This is a genomic window from Roseateles amylovorans, from assembly GCF_025398155.2.
In the GTDB taxonomy this organism is placed as follows: Bacteria; Pseudomonadota; Gammaproteobacteria; order Burkholderiales; family Burkholderiaceae_C; genus Roseateles; species Roseateles amylovorans.
Map to the genome: position 1 here is coordinate 2,686,906 of NZ_CP104562.2, position 22,515 is coordinate 2,709,420.

The window sequence follows — 22,515 nt, forward strand, 5'->3', positions numbered from 1 at the left end:
AGCGCCATCCAGGCTGATCATGGGCGTGGCCTACATCGGGTTGGGCGCCAATCTCGGCGACCTGCGTCTGGCGTTGGAATCGGCGCTGGCCGATCTTGCTGCCTGGCCCGGCATCCGCGTGTCGGCCGTATCCGGTGCCTACCGCAGTGCGCCGGTCGGCTGCGAGGGGCCTGATTTCCTGAATGCGGTCGCACGGTTGGAGACCGAGCTGCCGCCCGAGGTCGTGCTGGAGGCCTTGCTGGCCATCGAACTTCGCCATGGTCGGGAACGTCCTTTCCGCCATGCGCCTCGCACGCTGGATCTGGATCTGCTGATCCAGGACGGCGCACAACTCGACACTGAGCGCCTCACGCTGCCGCATCCCCGACTGCATCAACGCGCCTTTGTGCTGCGGCCCCTGCTGGAGCTCGATCCTTCGTTGACCTTGCCGGGGCTGGGTACGCTGGTTGCCCATCTGGGCGCCTTGGTCGATCAGCCGCTCACCCGAGAACCTGAACCGCTGCGCCTGCCCGCGGTCGCGGCGGCGGTGAACCCGTCGATCGATCCCTTGTCCGATTCAACTTCCAGGAGCTGATCATGTTCGCGACCGCCGCCGGCTGGCAGACGGTAGGACTGCTGGTGCTGTCCAACATCTTCATGACCGTGGCCTGGTATGGCCACCTCAAGGACCTGGCGTCCAAGCCCTGGTATGTGGCGGCGCTGATCAGTTGGGGCATTGCGCTGTTCGAGTACCTGCTGCAGGTGCCGGCCAACCGCATCGGCTACAACGGCGGTTTTTCGCTGGCCCAGCTGAAGATCACCCAGGAAGTCATCACCTTGGCGGTCTTCGTCCCGTTCTCCATGGTCGTCATGGATCAGCCGTTCAAGACCGACTACCTCTGGGCTGGCGTCTGCCTGCTCGGCGCCGTTTACTTCATCTTCCGCAGCTGAGGTCAAGTTTTCAGCCGGCGGTGTCGCGTGAATGCCGCCCGGCGCGTGCCGTCGCGCCACGGCAATGCGGTGAGGCCCGCTACACTCCTGGATTCGCCGCGTGACACGGTGATGACAATTTCGTGACGATGTGATGCGCGCCCGCGCAACCGGAATGCTCTGCGGTGTTCCGGTGGGTGCGCATGCCTGCTGCGCCAGTCGGGTGCGCGCGGGCCCTGCTCATCAAGGAGCCTCAATGTTTTTCGGCAAGCTGCTGCCCCGTGAGGGCAATTTTTTTGAGTTGTTCAATGAGCACGGTGCTCAGATCGTCGAAGGCGCCCGCGCCTTCATGCTGATGATCCAGAACTACAACGACCTGAACCTGCGCGAGAAATACGCTGCCGAGGTCGACAAGGCCGAGCATCACGCCGACCGCATCACCGCCGAAGTCAACCGCCTGCTGCATCGCACCTTCATCACCCCGATCGACCGCGAGCAGATCCACGGCCTGATCAATGCGATGGACGACATCCTGGACCTGCTCCAGGACTCCTCCGAGACCATGCAGCTCTATGACGTGCGCTCGATCCCCGAGGAAGTGCTGCGTCTGGGCGATCTGTCGGCCAAGTGCTGCGAGCGGGTGCAGCATGCGGTGTCGCTGCTGCCCAAGCTGAGCCAACCGCAGACCGCCGAAGCCGCGGTGAAGACCTGCGAAGAGATCGACAAGCTCGAATCCGATGCGGATCGCGTCATGCGCGCCGCCATGTCCAAGCTGTTCCGCGAACAGGAGGATGTGCGTGAGCTGATCAAGCTGAAGGCGATCTACGAACAGCTGGAATCCATCTCCGATCGTTGCGAGGACGTGGCGAATCTGATCGAGGGCATCGTCCTCGAGAACTCCTGATCCGGAACGGGAGCGTTTCTCATGGGAACGATGCAGGTGGCCTTCTGGGTCGTGGCCATGCTGGTGGTGCTGGCCGTGCTGTTCGACTTCATGAACGGCTTCCACGATGCGGCCAACTCGATCGCGACGGTGGTGTCCACCGGCGTGCTCAAGCCGCAGCAGGCGGTGCTGTTCGCGGCTTTCTTCAATGTGCTGGCGGTGGCGTTCTTCGAGCTGAAGGTGGCCGCCACCATCGGCAAGGGCAGCATTGATCCCGGCATCGTTGATCACCATGTGATCTTCGGCGCGCTGATCGGTGCCATCGCCTGGAATGTGATCACCTGGTTCTACGGCATCCCGTCGAGCTCGTCGCATGCGCTGATCGGTGGGCTGGTCGGGGCGGCGATCGCCAAGGCCGGCACCAAGGGGCTGATCATGAGCGGCATCGGCAAGACGGTGCTGTTCATCTTCGTGTCGCCGTTGCTGGGGTTCTTGCTGGGGTCGCTGCTGATGGTGGCGGTGGCCTGGCTGTTCCGACGCAGCTCGCCGCTGCGGGTGGACAACTGGTTCCGGCGTCTGCAACTGGTGTCCGCCGGCCTGTACAGCCTGGGCCACGGCGGCAATGATGCGCAGAAGACCATCGGACTGATCTGGATGCTGCTGATCGCCTCGGGTTATGCCTCGGCCGGCGAGCATTCGCCGCCCACCTGGGTGATCGGCATCTGCTACTTGGCCATCGGCATGGGCACGATGTTCGGCGGCTGGCGGATCGTCCGCACCATGGGCCAGAAGATCACCAAGCTCAAGCCGGTCGGCGGCTTCTGTGCCGAGACCGGCGGGGCGATCACCCTGTTCCTGGCCACCGCGCTCGGCATTCCGGTCTCGACCACCCACACCATCACCGGCGCGATCGTCGGCGTGGGCTCGACGCAGCGTGCATCGTCGGTGCGTTGGGGCGTGGCCGGCAACATCATCTGGGCCTGGATCTTCACCATTCCCGCCTCGGCCTTCATCGCCGGCTTCTTCTACTGGGTGAGCTTCACCTTGTTCTGAGGTGATGAGGTGGCCCCCGACGGCCTCGGTCGTCAGCGACGCCCCATGACAAAGCCCGGCCATGTGCCGGGCTTTGTCGTTTCATCGGGAGCGGGGTGATGGATGTCGAGCGGGGATCACGTGTTGCTGGACCTCGTTCTGCCACTTGTCCTGCCTCGGCCGCTTGCCGCTTCTGCCGCTTCTGCCGCAACTGCCGCAACTGCCGCAACTGCCGCAACTGCCGCAACTGCCGCAACTGCCGCAACTTCCGTTTGCCAATTAAGTTACTGGCTCAGTTCCTGCGCGGCCTCGACCTGCGATTCGAAATACCGCTGCGCCGAGAATGCGATCGTCGCCATCAAGCTCGCGCCGCCCAACATCAGGCAGGCGATGACGCCCAGCACGGGGCCCCAGCCGGTCTTGCGGGTCGGCTGCCCTGGGGTGAATCGATCGGCCCATCGGTCATCCGGCATCAGGCCGTAGACGATGCCGGTCAGCATGCTCTGCGCCAGCATCAGACCCAGCAGAGGGATCAGCACCCAGGCGAGGCGGTCGTCCTGGCCCAGGACATCCATGCGATGGATGCCGTACAGGCCCAGCAGCGTGGGCCATGGATGCAACCAGGCCAGCTTGTCATTCCAGCCGTAGAGATAGATGCGGTGCGCCCCCAGGCTGCCGAGCGCGAAGCTGAGCCAGGTCGCCACGGTCTTCGACGGCCCGGAGGCGGTCGGCGTGGTGCTGCTCGGCGGGGGCGTCATGGACATCTCGGTCGTCTCGGGCATTTCCAACCTTTCGAACCTTTCAGGCCTCTCGGCGGCGGGACAGGAGGGTCGGCGCCGAAACGGGTGTCGACACCAAGGCCCCCGGTGGCGGCCGGTGGCGGCCGGTGCGCGCGGCGCGCGGACCGGTGCTGCCCTCAGGCGGCCGCCACCGGTGTGCCGGAAGCGGTTGCCGGTGTCGACGTGGGCGATGTGGTGTCACCTGGGCCCAAGGTGCGTTGCATCAGCACCACATCCAACCAGCGGCCAAACTTCCATCCGGCCGATTTCAGCACGCCGTTCGGCTCGAAACCCAAACTGCGGTGCACGCCGATCGAGCCGAGATTCTGCGAGTCCCCGATGACCGCGATCATCTGCCGGGCGCCCGCCGCCTCGCATCGAGCGATGAGTTCAGCCAGCAGCAATCGGCCCACGCCCTGGCCTTGCGCCTGGGGCGAGAGATAGATCGAGTCTTCGACGAAGTACCGATAAGCCAGGCGAGGGCGGAAATAATTGGCATACGCATAGCCCAGCACCACGCCGTCGCGCTCCGCGACCAGGTAGGGCAGGCTGCGGCTCAGCACTTCGGTCCGGCGGCGCGCCATCTCGGCGCGGTCCGGCACCTCGGTCTCGAAGGTGCCGGTGCCATGCAGCACGGCATGCTCGTAGATCTGCTGGATCGCGGCGATATCGCCCTCCAGGCTGGGTCGGATCACGAGCGGTGCGGCGCTGTTGGTGGGGAGTGCGGAACTGGATGTGTGGTTCGTCATTGGGGGAGGAAGACAAAGCGTCAAGGCCGAGTTTATAATGCCCGGTTTTGGCGCTGGTCCTTGGGTGTGAACACGAGAGTGATCCGAGGGCGTATCTACGGCGCCAGTTCAGGAGTGATGTTGGGGAGTTTCATGCAGCGCACGCGTGCCCCATCCGCTGATTCCTATTCCTGATCTGCTTGCCCCTGTGTGTCTCCCTGGTGCGGTGGAACGCTGAAAACACTGAAGGACTGATCATGGTCGTGATTCGACTCTCCCGCGGTGGCGCCAAGAAGCGCCCGTTCTACAACATCGTCGTGACCGACAGCCGCAACCGTCGTGACGGCCGCTTCATCGAGCGTCTGGGCTTCTACAACCCGGTGGCTTCCGGCAACGCCGAAGGTCTGCGCATTGCGCAAGATCGCATCAGCTACTGGATCGGCGTCGGTGCACAGATGTCGCCTTCGGTGGCGCGTCTGGTGGACGTGTCCAAGAAGGCCGCCGCCGCTCCGGCAGCAGCCTGAGTCGTTGACCCCACGTTGACGATTCACTGATGAAGCAAGCGCCCGACCTCACCACGGACACCCCGGCCTGGCCGGAGGACGCCATCGAAGTCGGGCGCGTGCTGGACGCCTGGGGCATCAAGGGCTGGCTCAAGATCCTGTCCCACTCGGCCGATGCCGAGGCCCTCTTCGCGTCCCGTCGCTGGTTCATGCAACCCAGCGAACGGGCCCTGCCGGGCAAGCCCCAGGCAGTGCCCCCCATTCTCAAGATTCTTTCCGTGCGCGACCACGGTGACGGCATCGTCGCCCAGGTGGAAGGCGTGAGCGACCGCAGCGGCGCCGAAGCGCTCAAGGGCGCACGGATCTTCGTGTCTCGCAGCATCTTCCCCGAGCCTGACGAGGACGAGTATTACTGGGTCGACCTGATCGGCATGACCGTCGTCAACCGGGAAGCCCAGACGCTGGGCGAGGTGGTCGACCTGCTCGACACCGGCCCACACTGCGTGCTGCGCATCGCCCCGGCCGGCAAGACCGCCCCGGTGAAGCCCGACGAGGAAATTCTCGTGCCCTTCGTGGCCGCGTATGTGGACACCGTCGACAAATCCGAGCGCCGCATCACGGTCGACTGGGGTCTGGACTACTGAGCGGGACTCGCTCCATGCCCGCCTGAGATCCTGTCCAGGCCCTGTTCCAGCGGTTTCGGCGCGCAGTCCCGACAGGCGGTCTACGGGACTTCAAAGTCTCCTCGCTTCCTTCGACGTTTCTCCCGACCGACGTCCCCACCGACGTCTCCGCTCATGCGCTTCGACGTCCTCACCCTGTTCCCCGAACTCTTCGAGCCGTTTCTGCGCGTCGGCGTGACGCGTCGTGCCTACGAGAGTCGTCAGGTGGATGTCCGGCTGTGGCCGTTGCGGGACTTCGCCGAGGACAACTATCGCCGCGTCGATGACCGCCCCTATGGCGGCGGGCCCGGCATGGTGATGCTGGCCGAGCCGCTCGAGCGCGCGCTGGCGGCGGTGAGGGCGGACCGCAGGGGCGGGGAGGGCACGGGCGTCGGACCTGCCTCCGCGGCCGCAGTGAGCGATCCCGCCGAAACGTCCATCAACGCGGCCATCGATGCCTCCTCCGGTGCTGCACCTGTGGCCGCGCCCGCGTCGTCCGCCGAGCCCGTCGTCATTCATTTCAGTCCGACCGGGCGACACCTGGACCAGGCCCTGGTCCGCGAGTTGGCCACCGGACCGGGGGCCATCCTGCTGTGCGGGCGCTATGAAGGCATCGACCAGCGCGTGCTGGACCGCCATGTGACGGTGGAGTTGAGCCTCGGGGACTTCGTGCTCTCCGGCGGTGAACTGCCGGCCTTGGCGATGCTCGATGCGGTGGCGCGGCTGCAGGATGGCGTCCTTAATGATGCCGCCTCTCACCAGCAGGACAGTTTTTCCGACGGCTTGCTGGACTGCCCGCATTTCAGCCGACCCGAGGTGCTCCAGACGGCCGAGGGCGAGATGCCGGTGCCGCCGGTGCTGATGTCCGGCCATCATGGCCAGATCGCGCGTTGGCGCCGCGAGCAGTCGCTGGCGATCACGCTGCGTCGCCGACCGGAGCTGATCGAGATCGCCCGGCGTGATGGAAAACTCAGTCGGCAGGACGAGCAGTTCCTGTCGAGTTTGACGGCTGACAAGCGCCGCCTATAATCGCGGGTTTTCCGATCCTCTACCGGGCAAGGCGGGGCAAGGGCGGCGACAGGTTCTCAGGGCATCCGGCCCTCACGAGCATGAACGGTTCACACGGACCGAGCGGGCTTGGGAGCGCGGAGGTCTCGAAACGCAGAGCGCCGTTGGTTGAATCCCCCCTCGGGCCGTGGCGCATCCGCTGCCAGCCGTTCATGACGGCCTGTGTCAGCACTTCCCGCGCCACACGCCTTGGAATCATCCCGATTCGCGCCGGCACGATCACCAGGAGTTCCCTGTGAATCTGATCCAGACCCTTGAGCAAGAAGAAATTGCTCGCCTGAACAAGACCATCCCTGTGTTCGCCCCTGGCGACACGGTGATCGTGAACGTGAACGTCGTCGAAGGCACCCGCAAGCGCGTGCAGGCCTACGAAGGCGTCGTGATTGCGCGTCGCAATCGCGGTCTGAACTCCAACTTCATCGTCCGCAAGATCTCGAGCGGCGAAGGCGTTGAGCGCACGTTCCAGCTGTACAGCCCTCTGATCGCTTCGATCGAAGTCAAGCGCCGCGGTGACGTCCGTCGCGCCAAGCTGTACTACCTGCGTCAGCGTTCGGGCAAGTCCGCTCGCATCAAGGAAAAGCTGGCCACCAAGTCGGCCGACTGATCCTTCGACGCAAGTCGTTTCAAAGCCGCTCCAAGGCCCTGCCCGGAGCGGCTTTGTCGTTTCTGGCGCTCCAACGGGACGCGAGCAGGGGTCGACTGAGTCGACTGAATCGACTGATTCGCGAGTATCAGGATCCTGATCGCTCGAGCAGGCAGCATCGCCGGGCCGCTCATCCAGGGCGATCACGCGGGTTGCTCGATCGCCTTGCCGAACCGCTCGCCCGCCCGATCTGTGCAACCCCGCCAAGCCACGCAGAATCCTTGGGTCCGCGTGCTCCCCGGGACCCTGCCGATGACCGATGGACGCAGCATCGATCGCGGCTTTCAGGTCCCTCTGCGTCCCGCCCGCCCATTGCCATGTCCACGCCCGCCAACCGACCCCCCATCAAGGATCCCCGTACCGTGCCGGTCGCAGGGACCGACGCGCATCTGCCTGCCGTGCCGGCCGAGCGGCTCACGCCGGCGGCGTTGCGGCAGCGCTTCCTTCGCCCGCCCGCGTTCGATCCCGAGATCCCGGGTGATGGCGGCTTTGTGCACGACCGCTCGCCGACGCCGGCTGCGGTGCTGGTGCCGCTGGTGCTGCGCGACCATGGCTTGTCGGTGCTGCTGACCCAGCGCACCGCCCATCTGCGCGACCATGCCGGGCAGATCAGCTTCCCCGGCGGCCGGGCGGAGCCGGAGGACGGCTCTCCGGAACGCACCGCGCTGCGCGAGGCCCAGGAGGAAATCGGACTGGACGAGCCGTTTGTCGACATCCTCGGGCAACTGCCGGTTTATCAGACGGTGACGGCCTATGAGGTGACGCCGGTTGTGGCCCTGATCCGGCCGGATTTCGCGTTGCGGCTGGATGCTTTCGAAGTGGCGGAGGCCTTCGAGGTGCCGCTGAGCTTCCTGATGGATCCGGCGCATCACCGCCGCCATGTGGTGGACTGGGAAGGCGGGCGCCGGCAGTTCCTGTCGATGCCGTGGATGGGGACAGGTCTTGCCGTGACCGGCCCGGACGCGGTGTTGAGCGACCGGGAGTTCTTCATCTGGGGTGCCACCGCGGCGATGCTTCGCAACCTGTATCGTTTCCTTCAGGCCTGAGGCCGGCGCGGGCCGCTATCATCCCCGCCCATGAACCTCATCGCGGTCTTGCTCGCGCTGCTCTGCGAGCAACTCAAGCCTCTTCCTCACGGTAATCCGGTCCACCAGGGCATGATCGCCTGGGTGCGCTGGACCGGGCGCAACTTCGACGCCGGTCGCCCGCATCATGCGGCGGTGGTCTGGTCGATCACGGTGGTCGGCCCCGCGGTGCTGGTGGGCGTGATCGGCTGGTTGCTGAACCGCTACAGCGATGGTCTGCTGTTGCTGCTGAACGTGCTGGTGCTCTACCTCACCCTGGGCTTTCGCCAGTTCAGCCATTACTTCACCGACATCCGCGATGCGCTGGAGCGGGGCGACGAGCTCGAAGCCCGCCGTCTGCTGGCCGAATGGCGCCACCTGGATGCCAGCGAATTGCCCCGCACCGAGCTGCTGCGCCATGTGCTGGAGCATTCGCTGCTGGCGGCCCACCGGCATGTGTTCGGCGTGTTTTTCTGGTTTGTGCTGCTGTCGGCCTTCGGACTCGGTCCGGCCGGGGCGGTGCTCTATCGCATGGCCGAATTCGCTGGACGTTACTGGGCCTTCAAGAGCCGCACCCTGGACGCGCCGACCAATGAACGCCTGATGCATCTCTCGCGCCGCCTGTTCGGGTTGATCGACCATGTGCCGGCGCGCCTGACGGCCACCGGCTTCGCCATCGTCGGAAACTTCGAGGAAGCGGTGAATGGCTGGCGCCGGGACGCGGCGCTCTGGGCGCACAGCAACGAGGGCATCATCCTCGCGGCCGCCGCCGGCGCGGTGGGGGTGCAACTCGGCGGCAGCGCCGCACCGGGCGTGACGCCGGACCGCAGCAAGACCTTCGATGCCGGCAGCGACATGGACGTCACCCGCGCCGAAGGTTCCACCGAAGGCCAGCCGCCCCAGTTGGGCCACCTGCAAAGCGTGGTCGGCCTGGTGTGGCGATCGGTGGTGCTGTGGATGCTGCTGCTGGCGCTGTTGCGGCTGGCCAATATGGTGGGCTGACCGGGCGCTGCGGATACGCGTCGACGCCCAGGAATCACTCCCCCATCCAGCGGGCGATCCAACGGCCCATCCATCGGCGCGCCGCGCCTTGCAGCGATCGCCGAAGTGATCCCTGCATGGAAGCGATGCCGGTCAGGCGTCCCGCACATCGGCCAGCACCTGCTGGCCGAAATCGTTTCTGGCGAGGAACTTCAGCACCCGGGTGGCGGTGTCCTGCGCGCTGGCGAGCTGGCCTTGGGCCTTGAACTCGGCGAAGCGGTGGCGTTCCGGGAACTGAGCGTCATCGGCGCCGCGGAGCTGGGCCTGCATGTCGGTGTCGATGATGCCGGGTGCCAGCGAGACGATGCGCGCCGCAGGCCTGCCGGTGGCGGCCTTGTGTTCCTCATCCAGCGCCATCGCGCGGCTGAGGTTGTCCATGCCGGCCTTGGCGGCGCAATAGACGGCACTACCCGCCATCGCCCGGCGGCCCAGTCCCGAGGAGATGTTGAGGATCTTGCGCGGGGCCGTCCAGTCACGGGTGGCCTCGAGGAAAGCGGCGCTCAGCAGCAGCGTCGCCTCGAGTCCAACGCGGATCGCTCCGGAGAGCGCCTCCAGCGATTCGCCGTCCACCGGACCCGGGGGCGTGATGACGCCGGCATTGTTGATCAAGGTGGCACGGGTCCAGTCGATCGGCTGTGTGCGTAACCATTCACCGAGGTGCTTGGCGATGACGAGCGGCTGAGAGAGATCGGCTTGCCATTGCTGCAGCGGCAGGCCGCGCTCATGGGCAAAGCGCTCCAGCGATTCGCTGCGGCCGCGCGCAATGCCGATGACCAGGTCACCGGCCTCCAGCGATTGAAGCGCCAGCGCCTCGCCCAGCCCGCGCGAACTGCCGGTGATGAGGGTCAGGGCACGGGCGGCGGGGTCGGTGGCATGCGCAGTCATGTGGAGCTTCCTCAAAAAGGGAGTGGAACGATGCAGGGCCCTGTCGAGCCCTGTCCAGAAGCATCGGAAACCGCTTCAACGCGGCTCGCTGATCGCGGAGATCGGTCAAGGCGGCGGCTCAGAACTCGGGCGGGCAGTGCAGTGACAACGCCGACTCGCCCAGCAATCCGGGCAGTGTCAGGTCACAGGCATGCAGCAGCAAGCGGGAGGCCTGCGCGAGTGCATGCGGCGGTGCGTAGAGCGCATCGCCGAGGATGGGATGTCCGATCGCCAGCAGATGCACCCGCAACTGGTGGGATCGCCCGGTGACCGGCGCCAGCGACACTCGGGAGCGCCCCGCGCCCGCATCCCTCGCCATCAACGTCACCCGTGTCAGGCTGGGCTTGCCGCGCTCGCGGTCCACTCGCTGCCGGGGACGATTCGGCCAATCGGCGATCAGCGGCAGATCGATGTCGAACTGTTCGCGCTCGACCTGCCCATCCACCACCGCCTCATAGCGTTTGTCGACCCGCCGCTGTGCGAAGGCCTCGCTGAGGGCCCGCTGCATCGCCTCGCCGCGGGCGAACACCAGCAGCCCCGAGGTGGCCTGATCCAGCCGATGGACGATCAACGCATCCGGGAATTGCGCCTGCACGCGGGACCAGGCGCAGTCCTGCTTGTCCTCGCCCCGCCCGGGCACGGCCAGCAGGCCGGCCGGCTTGGCAATGACGATGCGTTGCGCATCCACATGAATCAGGGAGAGGGGAGCAGACATGGTGCCGATTGTCGAGGTGCTGTCTTTGCGCCCGCGGTTCGACGACGGGTGCGGCCCGCACGCCGGGGTGGCGATTCGTCAGAACTGATCGATCCAGCCCGATTGCACCGCCGACTGCGGATTCGACCCTGCCGCGCGAACCGCCTCCAGCGCCTCATCGGCCGGCAGGCCGAGCCGCTTGAGCACGCAGGCGGCGACCGTGCCGGTGCGCCCCAGACCGGCCGCGCAGTGCAGCAGCGCGCGGTCACCCAGGCGCAGCCCGCTGGCGATCTGGTCCACGCCGTGCCGGAAGGCATCAGGATCGGAGGCCAGGCCGAAGTCCCGCATCGGCAGATGCATCCACCGGAACGGCAACCGGCCCTCGGCAATCGCCTTGTGATAACTAGGGGAGAGTTCCGCGACTTCTTCCAGCGGATTCAGGCAGACCACCAGATTCAGCTGCCGCTGACGGGCCTCGTCCAGAAAGAAGCCCCAGGGCTCGCGGCGCCCGGGCATCGACTGCAGCCACAGTCGACCGGACACGGTGTCGGGAAGGGGGAGCGATCGGAAAGCCATCGGGCGATTGTCGTGTGTCCCTGGCGTCCTCCTTGTTAATAAACAAAAAGTTGTTTTATTGGGGGTGTCGGCGGAAGATTCAGCCATCGACCGACATCGACCGACATCGACCGACATCGACCGACATCGACCAACTCGACCAACTCGACCAACTCGACCAACTCGACCAACTCGACCAACGCGACCAACGCGACCGGAGCGGCCCACATGATCACGATCGAAGGACTGGACCATCTCGTGCTGCGAGTGCGGGACCTCCCCGCCGCGCTGCATTTCTATGTGGAGCTGCTGGGCTGCCGCTTGGAGCGCCGCCAGGACGAGATCGGCCTGGTGCAACTGCGGGCCGGCGCGCAACTGATCGATCTGGTGACCTTGGACGGCAAGCTCGGTCGCGCAGGCGGCACCGGACCGGGCCCGCAAGGTCGCAACGTCGATCACTTCTGTCTGAAGGTCCAGGCCCTGGACGAGCCCGCGCTGCGGCGCTGGCTCACCGACCGCGGGGTGACGGTGGATGCCTACGGCTCACGCTACGGCGCCGAAGGCGAGGGGCCTTCGCTCTATCTGTTCGATCCGGATGGCAATGGCGTGGAACTCAAGGGCCCGCCCTGGCCGGCCGGACTGCATGAGGCACTGGATGAGTCGGTGCGCTTCGGACCGATCTACGGCCGCGCCGACATGCCGCTGTTCAATCACCTGCCGATGGTGCTGGGGGCGCTGGGGCGGCTCGGCGCCCCGCGGCAGGCCATGCGGCTGCAGCTTGACCACTGGGCGCCGCTTTCCCGACCGGCGCAAGCGGATGGTCCCGCCGCACCCGCGGTGGCGCAGGCGCTGACGAGCCTGTTCGCCTCGCCCGAGAGCCAGGCCTTTCACGTTGCGATCCGGCTCGCTTATGCGTTGAAGTCCGGCCATGCCGGGGAACTGGCGTCGGCGCTGAAAACCTGCATCGACCTGGACCGGCCGCTGGGGGATCCGCCGCGCAGCGCACAGGGATCGCTGGCGCTGCGCGATGCGATCGACCAGGTGCGCGCCGATGACGCGCTCACCCTGGCGCCGATGCCCGGCACGCTGATTACCACCCGCATGCAGCGGGCGGCAGCGTTGCCCGGATTCGATCGGCATGTGGCCTCACCGCACCTGTCGATGGAGGCGCTGGCGGAGGCCTCGCTGGCGGTCTATCTACCCACCCACGGCTTCGCCGCGCTGCACCTGATCACCGGCACCCTGGCGATTCGTGAGCTGCTGGAGGCGGCCGCGTCACGCGGTGTCCCGGTCGACCAGGACCAGGTCTTGCGCAGCGTCTGGCGTGCCTGGCTGGCGGCCTATGTTTCGATGCAACGACCCGCGCCGGCCTGGGACCGGGTGCATGCGGGCGAGGCCTCGGAAGCGGACTGGACACGCGCACTGCCGGCGCTCTCCGAGACGTTGAACGACCACCGCATCAAGCTCGCCGATGCGGCCCGCGAGGAATGGCGCCACCGCGGCTGGCCGGGTTATGCCTTGTGTCTGCAGCCTGCCGGGGCGGCGGCATGACCGTCTCCCCCGAGACCGGCAATGAAGACCGGCTGCTGTTCGAACTCAAGCGCAGCGGCGCGCTACCGGCCGCGACCCTGGCGGCAGCCTGTGCGATCACGCCCATGGGCGCGCACAAGCTGTTGGGACGCCTGGAGGCGCAGGGCCTGGTGGTCGGACGCGAGGATCACGGCGATGCGCCACGGGTCGGGCGACCGCGCAAGCTCTGGGCCCTGACCGCGGCCGGGCACGGCCGGTTTCCCGATCGGCATGCGGACCTGACGGTGCAGCTTGTCCACCAGGTGCGCACGGTGCTGGGCGAGGCGGCGCTGGATCAGCTCATCGCGGCCCGCGAGCGTGACAGCGACCTCCGCTACACCGCCGCATTGGCCCGCTGTCGAAGCGCCGGAGACCGGCTGCGTGAGCTGGCGCGGCTCCGGGCGGACGAGGGCTACATGGCGCGGGTGGAGCGGCAGGGGCGGGACTGGGTGCTGATCGAAGACCACTGCCCGATCTGCGCTGCTGCGCAAAGCTGCCAGGGGTTCTGTCGCTCCGAACTGGCCCTGTTCCAGCGCTGCCTGGGGCCCGACTGGGTGGTGGCGCGCACCGAGCACCTGCTGGCGGGCGCTCGGCGTTGCGCCTATCGAATCTCGGCGGCGGCGGTCCCGGGGGAAGCGACCGATGCGCCGCCTCAGGACACGATGTAGGCCGCCGCGCCGGTGGCGAGCAGGCGACCTTGCTCATCGGTGAACGACATCCGGGTGTTGGCCACCCGGCTGCCCAGGCGCAGCACCTCCGCATCGCAGCGGAAGAGGGCGCCGACGGCCGGGCGCAGGTAGTCCACCCGCAGGTCGATGGTGCCGAGCTTGCCGAAGCGCTGCAGGCGCTGCGCGGGCGGCTCCTCCTGGTGACGGGCGCCGATGGCGGCCATCACCGCCAGGCCGCCCATCGCATCCAGCGTGGCGCTGATGACGCCCCCATGCAGGCGCTGATGGGCAAAGTGACCGATGAGCTCCGGCCGCATCCGGAGGTGGGCCCGGGCCGTCTCGTGCGCCAGCGCGTCGACCTTCAAGCCGAGCAATTGATTGAAGCTGATGAGTTGCTCGAAGATCTCGCAGAGCTTGCCGGTGAATTCGGGTTCGAAAGGGCTGATCACGTCGGTCATGCGCCGGACCTTATCGCAGCGGCCCCTGCAGGCGTGATAGCGCTGCCCCTGAGCCGACCTGACACCCGTGCGACAGGGCCCGATCCGGCCGCAGGCGGCACAATGCGCGCCATGAGCGAGCGAACTCCTTCTTCTGGCGTCCCTGCCGACCCAGCCGCCCAGGGCGGCGTGTCCGCGCCGGCCGCCGCACCGACAAGCGCGGCGACAAGCGCGGCGACAACGGCGACGGTCGTGACAGCGACAACGACAGCGACAACGACAGCGACAACGACGCCCGCCGCCGTGGCATCGTCCCGCCCCGAGGGCTTCCAGCGCGTCAGCGCGGCCCTGCTGGCGCGGGCCCATCCGCATCCGCCGCGGTGGTTGGAGGTGTCGGCTCGCAGTGCGCAGGAGGCCGCGGATGCCCTGGGCGTGGCGCTCGGGCAGATTGCCAAGAGCGTGGTGTTTCGCCGCAAGCTCGACGACGCCGCGGTGCTGGTGATCGCCTCCGGCGACAAGCGGGTGGATGAGCGCAAGCTCGAGAGCCTCACCGGCAAGCTGGGCCGCGCCGATGCCGACTATGTGAAAGCCCGTACCGGTTTCTCGATCGGTGGCGTGTCCCCGCTGGGTTTTGCGCCCGAGGCCGACGGCGTGCCGCCGCGCTTGTTCATCGACCGCGAACTGTTCCGCTTCGATGCGATCTGGGCGGCGGCCGGGCATCCGAATGGCGTCTTTCTGATGAGCCCGGACCAACTGGTCGCGCTCACGGGCGCTCCGGTCGTGGATGTGATGCAACCATGAGCGAGTCCCTCACGCCGGTGGCCTCGGTCACGAGCGCTCTCTCGATCACGTCGGCCCCATCCCCACGTCGCTGACGCCGATGACGCCGCTCACGTCGCCTACGCCTGTCACACCGATCACCCGCTCATGCCGATGACTTCCCCCTCCGCCTCGACAACGATGACCACCCCGCCCGCGGAACCTGCATCCGCCGCGCAGGCCGACGATGGGGTCGCGCGGACGCCGGAGGGCCGTGTCGCTTCGCCGTGCATCAACGTCTGCCAGATGCATGAGCCTACGGCGCTGTGCCGAGGCTGTGCGCGCACCATCGCCGAGATCACCGCTTGGCGCAATGCCGACGATGGACAGCGGTTGCGCGTCCTGGCCGCCATGCCGGCACGCCGTGCCTTGCTGCAAGCCCATGGCGCGCTGGTGGAATCCGCCGCTGATCGCTGACCACCGAGCGGTGCAGGTTCCCCGTTCCCCGTTCCCCGTTCCCCGTTCCCCGTTCCCCGTTTCCCGTTTCCCGTTTCCGGACGCGGGTCGCCGTCGCCGGAGGACGTCGGACGCTGTCCCTGGTGATACCGTCAAGGGCTGACCGCTTGCCCTGACCGGTGCTGGTTCCCGCGCTGCCCGGCTCGGCCCGGCAGCGCCCATCCGTCTGGAGGTGCTGCATGAAGACGCTGGATTTCTATTTCGATCCGATCTCGCCCTATGCGGCCTTGGCCTTCGAGCGTCTGCCCGAGATGCTGGCCGGCCGCAGTGTCGCGGTTCGATATGTGCCGATCCTGTTCGGCGCGCTGCTCAAGGCCAACGACCACAAGGGACCGGCCGAGATTCCGGGCAAGCGCGACTGGACCTACCGCCAGGTGCTCTGGCTGAGCCATCAGCTGGGTCTGCCGCTGGCGTTGCCCGCCAGTCATCCGTTCAATCCCTTGCCACTGCTGCGCCTGCTGTGGGCCTGTGCCGAGCCCGGGCAGGACGCCCAGGGCAGGGCGCTGACGCCGAGCCGCTTTGCCGTCGAACGGGTACTGACGCATGTCTGGCGCGGCGGCCAGGAGGCGACCGATGCCGCCCGACTTCAGGCGCTCGCCACCGAGCTGGCGCCGGCGCAGGATCCCGCGTCCGACGCGGTCAAGGCCGCCCTGCGCGGGGCCACCGACGAGGCCCAGGCGCGCGGCGTGTTCGGCGTGCCGACGCTGGCTGTGGACGACAAGCTGTTCTGGGGGCTGGATGCGCTGGAGATGGCGGTGGCGTGTCTGGATGGCGATCCGTGGTTCGAGGGGCCGGCGTGGTCGCTGGCGACTGCAGTGCCGGTTGGCATCAGGCGCCAATGAGCCAGCTAGCTGACGAGCCAGCGAGCTGACGAGCTGACGAGCTGACGAGCTGACGAGCTGACGAGCTGACGAGCTGACGAGCTGACGAGCGATCGAACGAGCGATCGAACGAGCCGATGAGCCGTTCAACGCGATGCCACCCGCCTGAAGCGGGTTCGGGCAGCGCGCTAGGGACATACCCTCTGCTGCGGTGCACATCGGTGGAAATTCCGCATCGAGAAATCCGGACCTAGGGTTGCGCCGGACTTTGTCAGCCTCAGGCAAGCAAGTTGTCAGAAACGGGTCAGAGCCGCCCTGGATAGTGCTGGCCATGGGTCATCGGTCGATGGCTCTGGGTGAAATGAGGAGACAAACCCCATGGCAACTGCAAGCGCAGTGACCACCAATACGCCGATGACCGCGGAGGAGAAGAAAGTCATCTTCGCTTCGTCGCTGGGCACGGTGTTCGAGTGGTACGACTTCTATCTCTATGGCTCGCTGGCCGCCATCATCGGCAAGCAGTTCTTCACCGGCCTGGATCCGACGGCGCAGTTCATCGCCTCGCTGATGGCCTTCGCCGCCGGCTTCATCGTGCGACCGTTCGGCGCGCTGGTGTTCGGCCGCCTGGGCGACATGATCGGCCGCAAGTACACCTTCCTGGTGACGATCCTGATCATGGGTCTGTCCACCTTCATCGTCGGCGTGCTGCCCACCTACGACACGATCGGTCCCGCCGCGGCGGTGATCCTGATTGGTCTGCGTCTGCTGCAAGGCCTGGCGCTGGGCGGTGAATACGGCGGTGCCGCGACCTATGTGGCCGAGCACGCGCCGCAGGGCCGCCGCGGGGCCTACACCTCCTGGATCCAGACCACCGCGACCCTGGGCCTGTTCCTGTCGCTGATCGTGATCCTGGGCACCCGCACCGCGCTGGGCGAGGCGACCTTTGCCGCCTGGGGCTGGCGCATTCCATTCATCGTGTCGATTCTGCTGCTGGGCATCAGCGTGTGGATCCGGCTGTCGATGAATGAATCGCCGGCCTTCCAGAAGATGAAGTCCGAAGGCAAGACCTCCAAGGCGCCGCTGTCCGAGTCCTTCGGCCAGTGGAAGAACCTGAAGGTGGTGCTGCTGGCCTTGTTCGGCCTGGTGGCCGGCCAGGGCGTGGTCTGGTACACGGGTCAGTTCTACGCGCTCTTCTTCCTGCAGAGCGTGGTCAAGGTGGATCCGGCCGCAGCCAACATCATGGTGGCGGTGGCGCTGCTGATCGGCACGCCGTTCTTCGTCATCTTCGGCACACTGTCGGACAAGATCGGCCGTAAGCCGATCATCATGGCCGGTCTGCTGCTGGCGATCCTGACCTACTTCCCGCTGTTCAAGGCGCTGACCAACGCGGCCAACCCGGACCTGGCTCGCGCCCAGGCCACCGCACAGATCACGCTGACGACCGATCCGGCGCAATGCTCCTTCCAGGGCAGCCCGGTGGCGCGCGAGGTGGACTTCACCACGCCGTGCGACATCGCCAAGCGGGCGCTGGCCCAGGCCGCGGCCAACTACGAGACCGTGCCCGGCACGGCCGGTACGGGTCAGGTCAAGATCGGCGACAAGGTTATCGAGGCACCGACCGCCACGCTGACCGCCGGTGGTCACAAGTTCGACGAAGACAGCGCCAAGAAGATCGCCGCCTTCAAGAAGGACCTGGGCGATGCGATGAAGGCTGCCGGCTACCCGTCCAAGGCGGATCCGGCCAAGGTCAACACGCCGCTGGTCATCGCCATCCTGTCGGTGCTGGTGCTGTATGTGACCATGGTCTACGGCCCGATCGCGGCCATGCTGGTCGAGCTGTTCCCGACCCGCATCCGCTACACCTCGATGAGCCTGCCGTACCACATCGGCAACGGCTGGTTCGGCGGTCTGCTGCCGTCGATCAGCTTCGCGATGGTGGCGCAGAACGGCAACATCTATCACGGGCTCTGGTACCCGATCGGCATCGCCGCGCTGACCCTGGTCATCGGCCTGCTGTTCGTGCGTGAAACCAAGGACGTGGACATCTACGCCCGCGACTGAGCGGAGGACGGATCAGCGCTGCGGCGCTGATCTCCGCGGCATGGCGGTTCTTACCGGCTGCATGCCGACGGGATGTCGATGACACCAACGACAAGGGCGGCCTCGGCCGCCCTTGTGCTTTTCCGGTCCGGGGTTTTTTCGGATCCCGGATCGGCGTTCAGTTGTTCATTCGTGGGACATCAGCCGCCGGCTTTCATCTGCTGCGCACGGGCCTGGACCGACGCCGCATATTCCGCGGCCTTGATCTCCCGCCCGTAGGAGTCGGTGGCGCCGGGTGCCCAGTTGTCCCCGCCGTTGTACTTCTGCAGCATGTTGGTGGCGTCGCCGCCCTTGTCGGCCAGGATCACGCCAGCCATGGCGATCTGGTCCTTCGGATCGCCGTGGTCATAGGCATGGCCCATCTTTTCCTGGAACTTGCCGGCATAGGCCTGGCGGGTGCCGGGCTCGACCTGCATCAGGCCGTCACCGGCGCTCGGGCTGCCGGACAGTCCCTTGCCGAACTGACTTTCCTTCTCCATCTGCGCGGCCAGGAGGTAGGGGTCGACGCCCGTCTTCTTGGCGGCATCCTGGCAGCCTTGCCAGAGCTCCGCCGGCATGCCGGCCGGACCCTTGCCGCCGCTGGTGGAGGACACATCGCCCACCGCCGGGGTGGGCGAATTGGCGGAGGCGGCCGGCGACGAGTAGCCCGACGGGCCTTGCGCCTCGTGGGTCGGCTTGTACGCGTTGGACACGCCTTGCGGTCCACCTACGCCGGAGGGGCCACCCCCACCCCCACCGCCACCACTACCGCCGCCACCTGATGATGACGGGCTGCCTTGTCCGCCTTGCTGGGCCTGTTGGGCCTGCTGCGCTTGTTGCAGGGCCTTCATGATCTCGTTGATCAGCAGGTTGAGGATCTGGAGGATGGCCTCGGTGAGACGGGCCTGGATCTCGCTGGCGCCTTGCGGTGACTGCGACGACACGCCCTGCAGACCTTGCAGGCCCGACTGGCCGAAGGCGTCGAGCCCGATCGGTTGTTGTTGAACGCTCACGGACATGCTGGGTCTCCTTGTCAGGCTCTGTTGAGCTTTCCCATGGGAAATGTTGAGGATGCCCTCCCATGGTGAGCGGCCCATTCCGCGTCGCTGACGCGATGCGAAGCCGCATCCAGGCCCACGAAGCGAGCCGGCGTAGGCGCGCGGCGCGACGGGCCTGCGACCGTTTTCGGATCCGCAGACGGCACTTCGCATTCCTTCAGCGCCGGTGTCCACAGGCCGCCACGCTGGACTGAAGCGGTCACTGTGAGCCTTCATCCCATGTACCCGTTGTCCTCACCGCCTTTGCAGGCCAGTTCGCTCTCGGCCTGTCCCGGTCATGGCGCCACTCATGGCACCGGTCGCGCTGCCGGTGCCGGTGCCGGTGCTGGTGCCGAAGTCATGGTCCGCCTGGCCGGCGGCACCTCGCACCCGTCCATGCCTGAAGCGTCTTGGTCCAGACCACGGATGCTGTCCGCCTGCCTCCTGCTGGCCTGCCGACGGGGCCTCGCCCACGAGGCTGCGCCGATCGCCAACGCCTTGGCGCGGGAGCTCGGTGACGAGCGGGCCGTCAAGGCGCTGATGGCCGTGGGCGCGCTGCTGGGGGGCGATGCCTCGGTGGGGCGGGCCGAACTGGCGCGCGAACAGTTCTCCGGCGAAGCGGATGCCGCGACGCTGCTGTTCGCGATGGTCGATCGGCTGGGAGGCGGTCAGCACCAGTGGCGCCCGCTGGTGGAGCGGGTGCTGGCCACCAGCAGCGATCCGACCTGGCGCGCGATTGCCTATGTGATCGCTCAACTGGACTGAGGCGCAAGACGGCCGGAAATCGGGGCGCGCGCTCAGCTTTCTCCTGCGTCTGCCGCTCAGCCTGCTGTCAGCCTGGCTTTCCACAATGGCCCACGACCCGGTCTGTACTCGTGACCGGCAACCTCAGAAGGAAGCTCGCAACCATGTGGAAAATCGTCCTAGGATTCATCGTTTTCGCCGCGATCGCGCTGTTCGTGCTGATGAAGAGCGGCGGCAACATCGACCTCACGGGCGAGAAGCACGATGTCACCGGCGGCCATGCCGACTCGGCCGCCAGCGATGCCGCCTCGGCGGCCATGGCCGCGGCGTCTGCGGCAGTGCCCGTGCCGGCGTCCGGCGCGTCGCAATAAGCGGCGACAGGCCAAGCCGCGGACGCCGCGGCGAGGCACAGACGAGCGGGCGCACCGGGGGACCGAACAAGGAAAGTCTTCGGCCCTGAACGTCAAGACTTCCTGTCGGCCCGCAGGAGAACAGTTCGGAAGAACCCGAGGACCTGGGCGGACCAACCGGTCAACCGGTCAGCCCGTCATCTGGTCATCCGGTCAGCCGGTCAGCCCGTCAGCCCGTCAGCCGGTCAGCCGGTCAGCCGGTCAATGGTCGCCGGTCGATGGTCGATGGTCGATGGTCAACTCGTCAGCCGATCCGCTCATCCCCCGGAGCGCCGGCCGTGCGCGAGGGCGCATGGACCGGCAGCCGCACCACCATGCGGGTGCCGGCATCGGGATGGCTGATCACCTCGATGGTCCCGCCCAACACATGGTTCACGATGTTGTGGACGATGTGCATCCCCAGCCCCGAGCCGCCTTTGCCGAGCTTGGTGGTGAAGAACGGGTCGAAGATGCGGCGGACCACCGAGGCGTCCATGCCGCGCCCGTCGTCTTCCACGACCAGCTCGACCTCATCCTCATCCACCCGCTGGCAGCGCACCAGGACCCGGCCTTGTTCGCGGCCATCGAAGGCATGCACCAATGTGTTCATCACCAGATTGGTCAACACCTGACCCAGCGCGCCGGGATAGCTGCTCATCCGCAAGTCCGGCTGCAGCGCGGTCTCGATGCGCCAAGGCGTGTGCTTGAAGCTGGGCTCCACCATCACCAGCACGTCTTCCACCACCTGGGCGAGTTCGAAATCGCGGCGCGTGTCGCTGGTCTGGTCGATGGCGACCTGCTTGAAGTCCCGCACCAGGTCGGCCGCCTTCTGGACATTGCGATGCAGGATGTCCTGCCCGCGGCGGGTGTCCTTCACCAGTTCTTCCAATTGGCTGCGCCGCATCGGGGTGTTGTCGGTCAGCATGCGGTCGATCTTGCCCCAGCGGTCTTCCAGCGCGGAGACCACGGTGAGCGCGTTGCCCAGCGGCGTGTTGAGTTCATGGGCCACGCCCGCCACCAGCCGGCCCAGCGACGCCAGCTTCTCCGATTCCACCAGCTCTCGCTGCGCGGTCTTGAGGTTCGCCAGGGCCTGGGTCAATTCGGCATTGGTGCTGGTCAGCTCATGGGTGCGTTGGGACACCTGATCCTCCAGGGTGCTCGCATGGCCCCGCAGGTCATCGAAGGCCTTGAGCAGCGCCAGCCGCATGCGCTCCAGCGCGGTGCCGACGCGGGCGATCTCGTCCTCGCCGCCCAGCGCCAGCGGTTTGTCCAGCCGGCCGGCTGCGAGCTCATCCGCAGCCTCCGACAGCCGGGCCATCGGCCGCAGCACCCGGCGCTGCAACACGATCAGGATCAGCGCCAGGGAGAGCGTGAGGGTCAGCAGGCTGCGCCACAGCATCTTCAGCAATTCGGCGCGCTTGAGCGTGAGCAGCGGTTCGGCGCTCATCCGCAGGGTCAATTCCGCGATCTGGCGGCCTTCCCGCATGACCGGGCGGGTGGCGATGCGGGTGAGCGCCTCGTCGCCGGAGCCGCGATGGAATTCGACGAAGGGCTGCTGGGCACCGGTCTCGGTCACCACGACCGAGATGAAGCGGGGATCGTCCGCCTGTGCCTTGACCATGGGTTCGGCCAGATCGGGCGACACCTGCCAGATCGGCTCCGCCAGCGACAGCGCCAGCACTTCCGAGACCCGGGCCAGGTCGCGGCTGAGATCGTCCATGACGGTCTGGCGGCTGAGCTGCTGCTCATACAGCAGCACCGCCGCCGTGGGCAGCAGCAGGCCGACCAGCAAGGCCAGCATCACGGCATTGCGCAAGGAGCTTCTGATCAGAGCCACGGTCGCCGATCCTCTGTCCATCCCTGTTGATGCGGTGGATTATGAGGGGGCGGTGCGACACCGCCGATGCGGCGAAACGAGGGGCTGCCGAGCGAACGTGAGCGTCGCCGCCGGGCGCGGTAACTGGCAAGGCCCGCCATGCCCGCAACGCAGCCTTGCCCGCTGGAGAAAGCC

26 protein-coding genes and 1 pseudogene are annotated in these 22,515 nt (G+C 66.9%); 19 read left to right on the forward strand and 8 right to left on the reverse strand.

Translation table 11 applies throughout. The features are described from left to right. Positions 1–19: 19 nt before the first annotated feature. The 4 genes from folK (at position 20) to N4261_RS11380 (ending at position 2,845) form a co-directional block, all read left to right on the forward strand. On the forward strand, positions 20–574 hold the full coding sequence (gene folK, locus N4261_RS11365; protein ID WP_261760249.1) for a 2-amino-4-hydroxy-6-hydroxymethyldihydropteridine diphosphokinase: 555 nt from the start codon (positions 20–22) through the stop codon (positions 572–574). A 2-nt stretch (positions 575–576) separates the two neighbouring features. Beyond that, complete coding sequence (locus N4261_RS11370) at positions 577–930, forward strand: DMT family protein (protein WP_261760250.1); 354 nt, start codon at positions 577–579, stop codon at positions 928–930. A 235-nt stretch (positions 931–1,165) separates the two neighbouring features. Continuing rightward, positions 1,166–1,813, forward strand: a complete 648-nt coding sequence (locus N4261_RS11375; protein WP_261760251.1) for a DUF47 domain-containing protein — start codon at positions 1,166–1,168, stop codon at positions 1,811–1,813. Positions 1,814–1,834: 21 nt separating this feature from the next. After that, the gene (locus N4261_RS11380) at positions 1,835–2,845 is read left to right on the forward strand and encodes an inorganic phosphate transporter (protein WP_261760252.1); all 1,011 of its coding nucleotides are present in this window, start codon (positions 1,835–1,837) and stop codon (positions 2,843–2,845) included. Between the two features lie 263 nt (positions 2,846–3,108). Here the strand turns inward: N4261_RS11380 and N4261_RS11385 are convergent, their stop codons facing one another. After that, positions 3,109–3,582, reverse strand: a complete 474-nt coding sequence (locus N4261_RS11385; RefSeq protein WP_261760253.1) for a hypothetical protein — start codon at positions 3,580–3,582, stop codon at positions 3,109–3,111. A gap of 158 nt (positions 3,583–3,740) precedes the next feature. After that, positions 3,741–4,352 carry a GNAT family N-acetyltransferase gene (locus N4261_RS11390; RefSeq protein WP_261760254.1) on the reverse strand — a complete coding sequence of 204 codons (612 nt, stop codon included), beginning with the start codon at positions 4,350–4,352 and terminating at the stop codon, positions 3,741–3,743. 236 nt (positions 4,353–4,588) lie between these two features. Between N4261_RS11390 and rpsP the strand changes: the two genes are divergently transcribed. The 6 genes from rpsP (at position 4,589) to N4261_RS11420 (ending at position 9,273) form a co-directional block, all read left to right on the forward strand. Continuing rightward, positions 4,589–4,855 carry a 30S ribosomal protein S16 gene (gene rpsP / locus N4261_RS11395; RefSeq protein ID WP_261760255.1) on the forward strand — a complete coding sequence of 89 codons (267 nt, stop codon included), beginning with the start codon at positions 4,589–4,591 and terminating at the stop codon, positions 4,853–4,855. 29 nt (positions 4,856–4,884) lie between these two features. Then, positions 4,885–5,478: a ribosome maturation factor RimM gene (gene rimM / locus N4261_RS11400; RefSeq protein WP_261760256.1), complete on the forward strand. Its 594-nt coding sequence runs from the start codon at positions 4,885–4,887 to the stop codon at positions 5,476–5,478. Positions 5,479–5,631: 153 nt separating this feature from the next. Then, positions 5,632–6,525 (forward strand): tRNA (guanosine(37)-N1)-methyltransferase TrmD, encoded by an 894-nt coding sequence (gene trmD / locus N4261_RS11405; RefSeq protein WP_261760257.1) that lies wholly within the window; start codon positions 5,632–5,634, stop codon positions 6,523–6,525. Between the two features lie 274 nt (positions 6,526–6,799). Then, positions 6,800–7,168 (forward strand): 50S ribosomal protein L19, encoded by a 369-nt coding sequence (gene rplS, locus N4261_RS11410; protein ID WP_261760685.1) that lies wholly within the window; start codon positions 6,800–6,802, stop codon positions 7,166–7,168. A 356-nt stretch (positions 7,169–7,524) separates the two neighbouring features. Further along, positions 7,525–8,253, forward strand: coding sequence for an NUDIX hydrolase (locus N4261_RS11415; RefSeq protein WP_261760258.1), 729 nt, complete (start codon positions 7,525–7,527; stop codon positions 8,251–8,253). A 30-nt stretch (positions 8,254–8,283) separates the two neighbouring features. Then, positions 8,284–9,273, forward strand: a complete 990-nt coding sequence (locus N4261_RS11420) for a CobD/CbiB family protein (RefSeq protein WP_261760259.1) — start codon at positions 8,284–8,286, stop codon at positions 9,271–9,273. 132 nt (positions 9,274–9,405) lie between these two features. On the opposite strand, the gene N4261_RS11425 is transcribed toward N4261_RS11420, so the two are convergent. The 3 genes from N4261_RS11425 to N4261_RS11435 all read right to left on the reverse strand — a co-directional run bounded on the left by N4261_RS11425 (position 9,406) and on the right by N4261_RS11435 (position 11,506). Next, positions 9,406–10,197 (reverse strand): SDR family NAD(P)-dependent oxidoreductase, encoded by a 792-nt coding sequence (locus tag N4261_RS11425; protein ID WP_261760260.1) that lies wholly within the window; start codon positions 10,195–10,197, stop codon positions 9,406–9,408. Positions 10,198–10,315: 118 nt separating this feature from the next. Next, positions 10,316–10,951, reverse strand: a complete 636-nt coding sequence (locus N4261_RS11430) for a pseudouridine synthase (RefSeq protein WP_261760261.1) — start codon at positions 10,949–10,951, stop codon at positions 10,316–10,318. Positions 10,952–11,029: 78 nt separating this feature from the next. After that, complete coding sequence (locus tag N4261_RS11435; protein ID WP_261760262.1) at positions 11,030–11,506, reverse strand: protein-tyrosine phosphatase family protein; 477 nt, start codon at positions 11,504–11,506, stop codon at positions 11,030–11,032. 207 nt (positions 11,507–11,713) lie between these two features. On the opposite strand from N4261_RS11435, the pseudogene N4261_RS11440 reads away from it, so the two are divergent. From N4261_RS11440 to N4261_RS11450, 3 genes and pseudogenes are all read left to right on the forward strand, one after another. Continuing rightward, positions 11,714–12,121 (forward strand): annotated as a pseudogene (locus tag N4261_RS11440) (VOC family protein); the annotation flags it as partial. 27 nt (positions 12,122–12,148) lie between these two features. Continuing rightward, positions 12,149–13,036 carry a questin oxidase family protein gene (locus tag N4261_RS11445; protein WP_435532061.1) on the forward strand — a complete coding sequence of 296 codons (888 nt, stop codon included), beginning with the start codon at positions 12,149–12,151 and terminating at the stop codon, positions 13,034–13,036. Next, positions 13,033–13,722 (forward strand): helix-turn-helix transcriptional regulator, encoded by a 690-nt coding sequence (locus tag N4261_RS11450; RefSeq protein WP_261760263.1) that lies wholly within the window; start codon positions 13,033–13,035, stop codon positions 13,720–13,722. Before N4261_RS11445 ends, N4261_RS11450 begins: the two co-directional genes overlap by 4 nt. Here N4261_RS11450 and N4261_RS11455 read toward each other — a convergent pair. Further along, positions 13,707–14,180, reverse strand: a complete 474-nt coding sequence (locus tag N4261_RS11455; RefSeq protein ID WP_261760264.1) for a thioesterase family protein — start codon at positions 14,178–14,180, stop codon at positions 13,707–13,709. The genes N4261_RS11450 and N4261_RS11455 overlap by 16 nt on opposite strands. A gap of 282 nt (positions 14,181–14,462) precedes the next feature. Between N4261_RS11455 and N4261_RS11460 the strand changes: the two genes are divergently transcribed. The 4 genes from N4261_RS11460 to N4261_RS11475 all read left to right on the forward strand — a co-directional run bounded on the left by N4261_RS11460 (position 14,463) and on the right by N4261_RS11475 (position 18,316). Beyond that, a complete protein-coding gene (locus tag N4261_RS11460; RefSeq protein ID WP_261760265.1) occupies positions 14,463–14,960 on the forward strand; it encodes a YbaK/EbsC family protein in 498 nt (165 codons plus the stop codon). A 159-nt stretch (positions 14,961–15,119) separates the two neighbouring features. After that, a complete protein-coding gene (locus tag N4261_RS11465) occupies positions 15,120–15,395 on the forward strand; it encodes a DUF1289 domain-containing protein (RefSeq protein ID WP_261760266.1) in 276 nt (91 codons plus the stop codon). A gap of 218 nt (positions 15,396–15,613) precedes the next feature. Further along, positions 15,614–16,276 (forward strand): 2-hydroxychromene-2-carboxylate isomerase, encoded by a 663-nt coding sequence (locus tag N4261_RS11470; RefSeq protein WP_261760267.1) that lies wholly within the window; start codon positions 15,614–15,616, stop codon positions 16,274–16,276. 357 nt (positions 16,277–16,633) lie between these two features. Next, on the forward strand, positions 16,634–18,316 hold the full coding sequence (locus tag N4261_RS11475; protein ID WP_261760268.1) for an MFS transporter: 1,683 nt from the start codon (positions 16,634–16,636) through the stop codon (positions 18,314–18,316). A 179-nt stretch (positions 18,317–18,495) separates the two neighbouring features. Here N4261_RS11475 and N4261_RS11480 read toward each other — a convergent pair whose 3' ends face one another. Continuing rightward, positions 18,496–19,353 carry a transglycosylase SLT domain-containing protein gene (locus N4261_RS11480; RefSeq protein ID WP_261760269.1) on the reverse strand — a complete coding sequence of 286 codons (858 nt, stop codon included), beginning with the start codon at positions 19,351–19,353 and terminating at the stop codon, positions 18,496–18,498. A 258-nt stretch (positions 19,354–19,611) separates the two neighbouring features. On the opposite strand from N4261_RS11480, the gene N4261_RS11485 reads away from it, so the two are divergent. Both N4261_RS11485 and N4261_RS11490 read left to right on the forward strand, forming a co-directional pair. Continuing rightward, positions 19,612–20,136: a hypothetical protein gene (locus N4261_RS11485; RefSeq protein ID WP_261760270.1), complete on the forward strand. Its 525-nt coding sequence runs from the start codon at positions 19,612–19,614 to the stop codon at positions 20,134–20,136. Positions 20,137–20,246: 110 nt separating this feature from the next. Then, complete coding sequence (locus N4261_RS11490; protein WP_354005410.1) at positions 20,247–20,486, forward strand: hypothetical protein; 240 nt, start codon at positions 20,247–20,249, stop codon at positions 20,484–20,486. 283 nt (positions 20,487–20,769) lie between these two features. On the opposite strand, the gene N4261_RS11495 is transcribed toward N4261_RS11490, so the two are convergent. Next, positions 20,770–22,341, reverse strand: coding sequence for a sensor histidine kinase (locus N4261_RS11495; protein ID WP_261760271.1), 1,572 nt, complete (start codon positions 22,339–22,341; stop codon positions 20,770–20,772). Between the last annotated feature and the right edge of the window lie 174 nt (positions 22,342–22,515).

Excerpts from the sequence above, each read along its gene's own strand:
- folK (WP_261760249.1), top strand. The coding sequence starts at position 20 with ATGGGCGTGGCCTACATCGGGTTGGGCGCCAATCTCGGCGACCTGCGT.
- N4261_RS11370 (WP_261760250.1), top strand. The coding sequence starts at position 577 with ATGTTCGCGACCGCCGCCGGCTGGCAGACGGTAGGACTGCTGGTGCTG.
- N4261_RS11375 (WP_261760251.1), top strand. The coding sequence starts at position 1,166 with ATGTTTTTCGGCAAGCTGCTGCCCCGTGAGGGCAATTTTTTTGAGTTG.
- N4261_RS11380 (WP_261760252.1), top strand. The coding sequence starts at position 1,835 with ATGGGAACGATGCAGGTGGCCTTCTGGGTCGTGGCCATGCTGGTGGTG.
- N4261_RS11385 (WP_261760253.1), bottom strand. The coding sequence starts at position 3,582 with ATGACGCCCCCGCCGAGCAGCACCACGCCGACCGCCTCCGGGCCGTCG.
- N4261_RS11390 (WP_261760254.1), bottom strand. The coding sequence starts at position 4,352 with ATGACGAACCACACATCCAGTTCCGCACTCCCCACCAACAGCGCCGCA.
- rpsP (WP_261760255.1), top strand. The coding sequence starts at position 4,589 with ATGGTCGTGATTCGACTCTCCCGCGGTGGCGCCAAGAAGCGCCCGTTC.
- rimM (WP_261760256.1), top strand. The coding sequence starts at position 4,885 with ATGAAGCAAGCGCCCGACCTCACCACGGACACCCCGGCCTGGCCGGAG.
- trmD (WP_261760257.1), top strand. The coding sequence starts at position 5,632 with ATGCGCTTCGACGTCCTCACCCTGTTCCCCGAACTCTTCGAGCCGTTT.
- N4261_RS11415 (WP_261760258.1), top strand. The coding sequence starts at position 7,525 with ATGTCCACGCCCGCCAACCGACCCCCCATCAAGGATCCCCGTACCGTG.
- N4261_RS11420 (WP_261760259.1), top strand. The coding sequence starts at position 8,284 with ATGAACCTCATCGCGGTCTTGCTCGCGCTGCTCTGCGAGCAACTCAAG.
- N4261_RS11425 (WP_261760260.1), bottom strand. The coding sequence starts at position 10,197 with ATGACTGCGCATGCCACCGACCCCGCCGCCCGTGCCCTGACCCTCATC.
- N4261_RS11430 (WP_261760261.1), bottom strand. The coding sequence starts at position 10,951 with ATGTCTGCTCCCCTCTCCCTGATTCATGTGGATGCGCAACGCATCGTC.
- N4261_RS11435 (WP_261760262.1), bottom strand. The coding sequence starts at position 11,506 with ATGGCTTTCCGATCGCTCCCCCTTCCCGACACCGTGTCCGGTCGACTG.
- N4261_RS11450 (WP_261760263.1), top strand. The coding sequence starts at position 13,033 with ATGACCGTCTCCCCCGAGACCGGCAATGAAGACCGGCTGCTGTTCGAA.
- N4261_RS11455 (WP_261760264.1), bottom strand. The coding sequence starts at position 14,180 with ATGACCGACGTGATCAGCCCTTTCGAACCCGAATTCACCGGCAAGCTC.
- N4261_RS11465 (WP_261760266.1), top strand. The coding sequence starts at position 15,120 with ATGACCACCCCGCCCGCGGAACCTGCATCCGCCGCGCAGGCCGACGAT.
- N4261_RS11470 (WP_261760267.1), top strand. The coding sequence starts at position 15,614 with ATGAAGACGCTGGATTTCTATTTCGATCCGATCTCGCCCTATGCGGCC.
- N4261_RS11475 (WP_261760268.1), top strand. The coding sequence starts at position 16,634 with ATGGCAACTGCAAGCGCAGTGACCACCAATACGCCGATGACCGCGGAG.
- N4261_RS11480 (WP_261760269.1), bottom strand. The coding sequence starts at position 19,353 with ATGTCCGTGAGCGTTCAACAACAACCGATCGGGCTCGACGCCTTCGGC.
- N4261_RS11485 (WP_261760270.1), top strand. The coding sequence starts at position 19,612 with ATGTACCCGTTGTCCTCACCGCCTTTGCAGGCCAGTTCGCTCTCGGCC.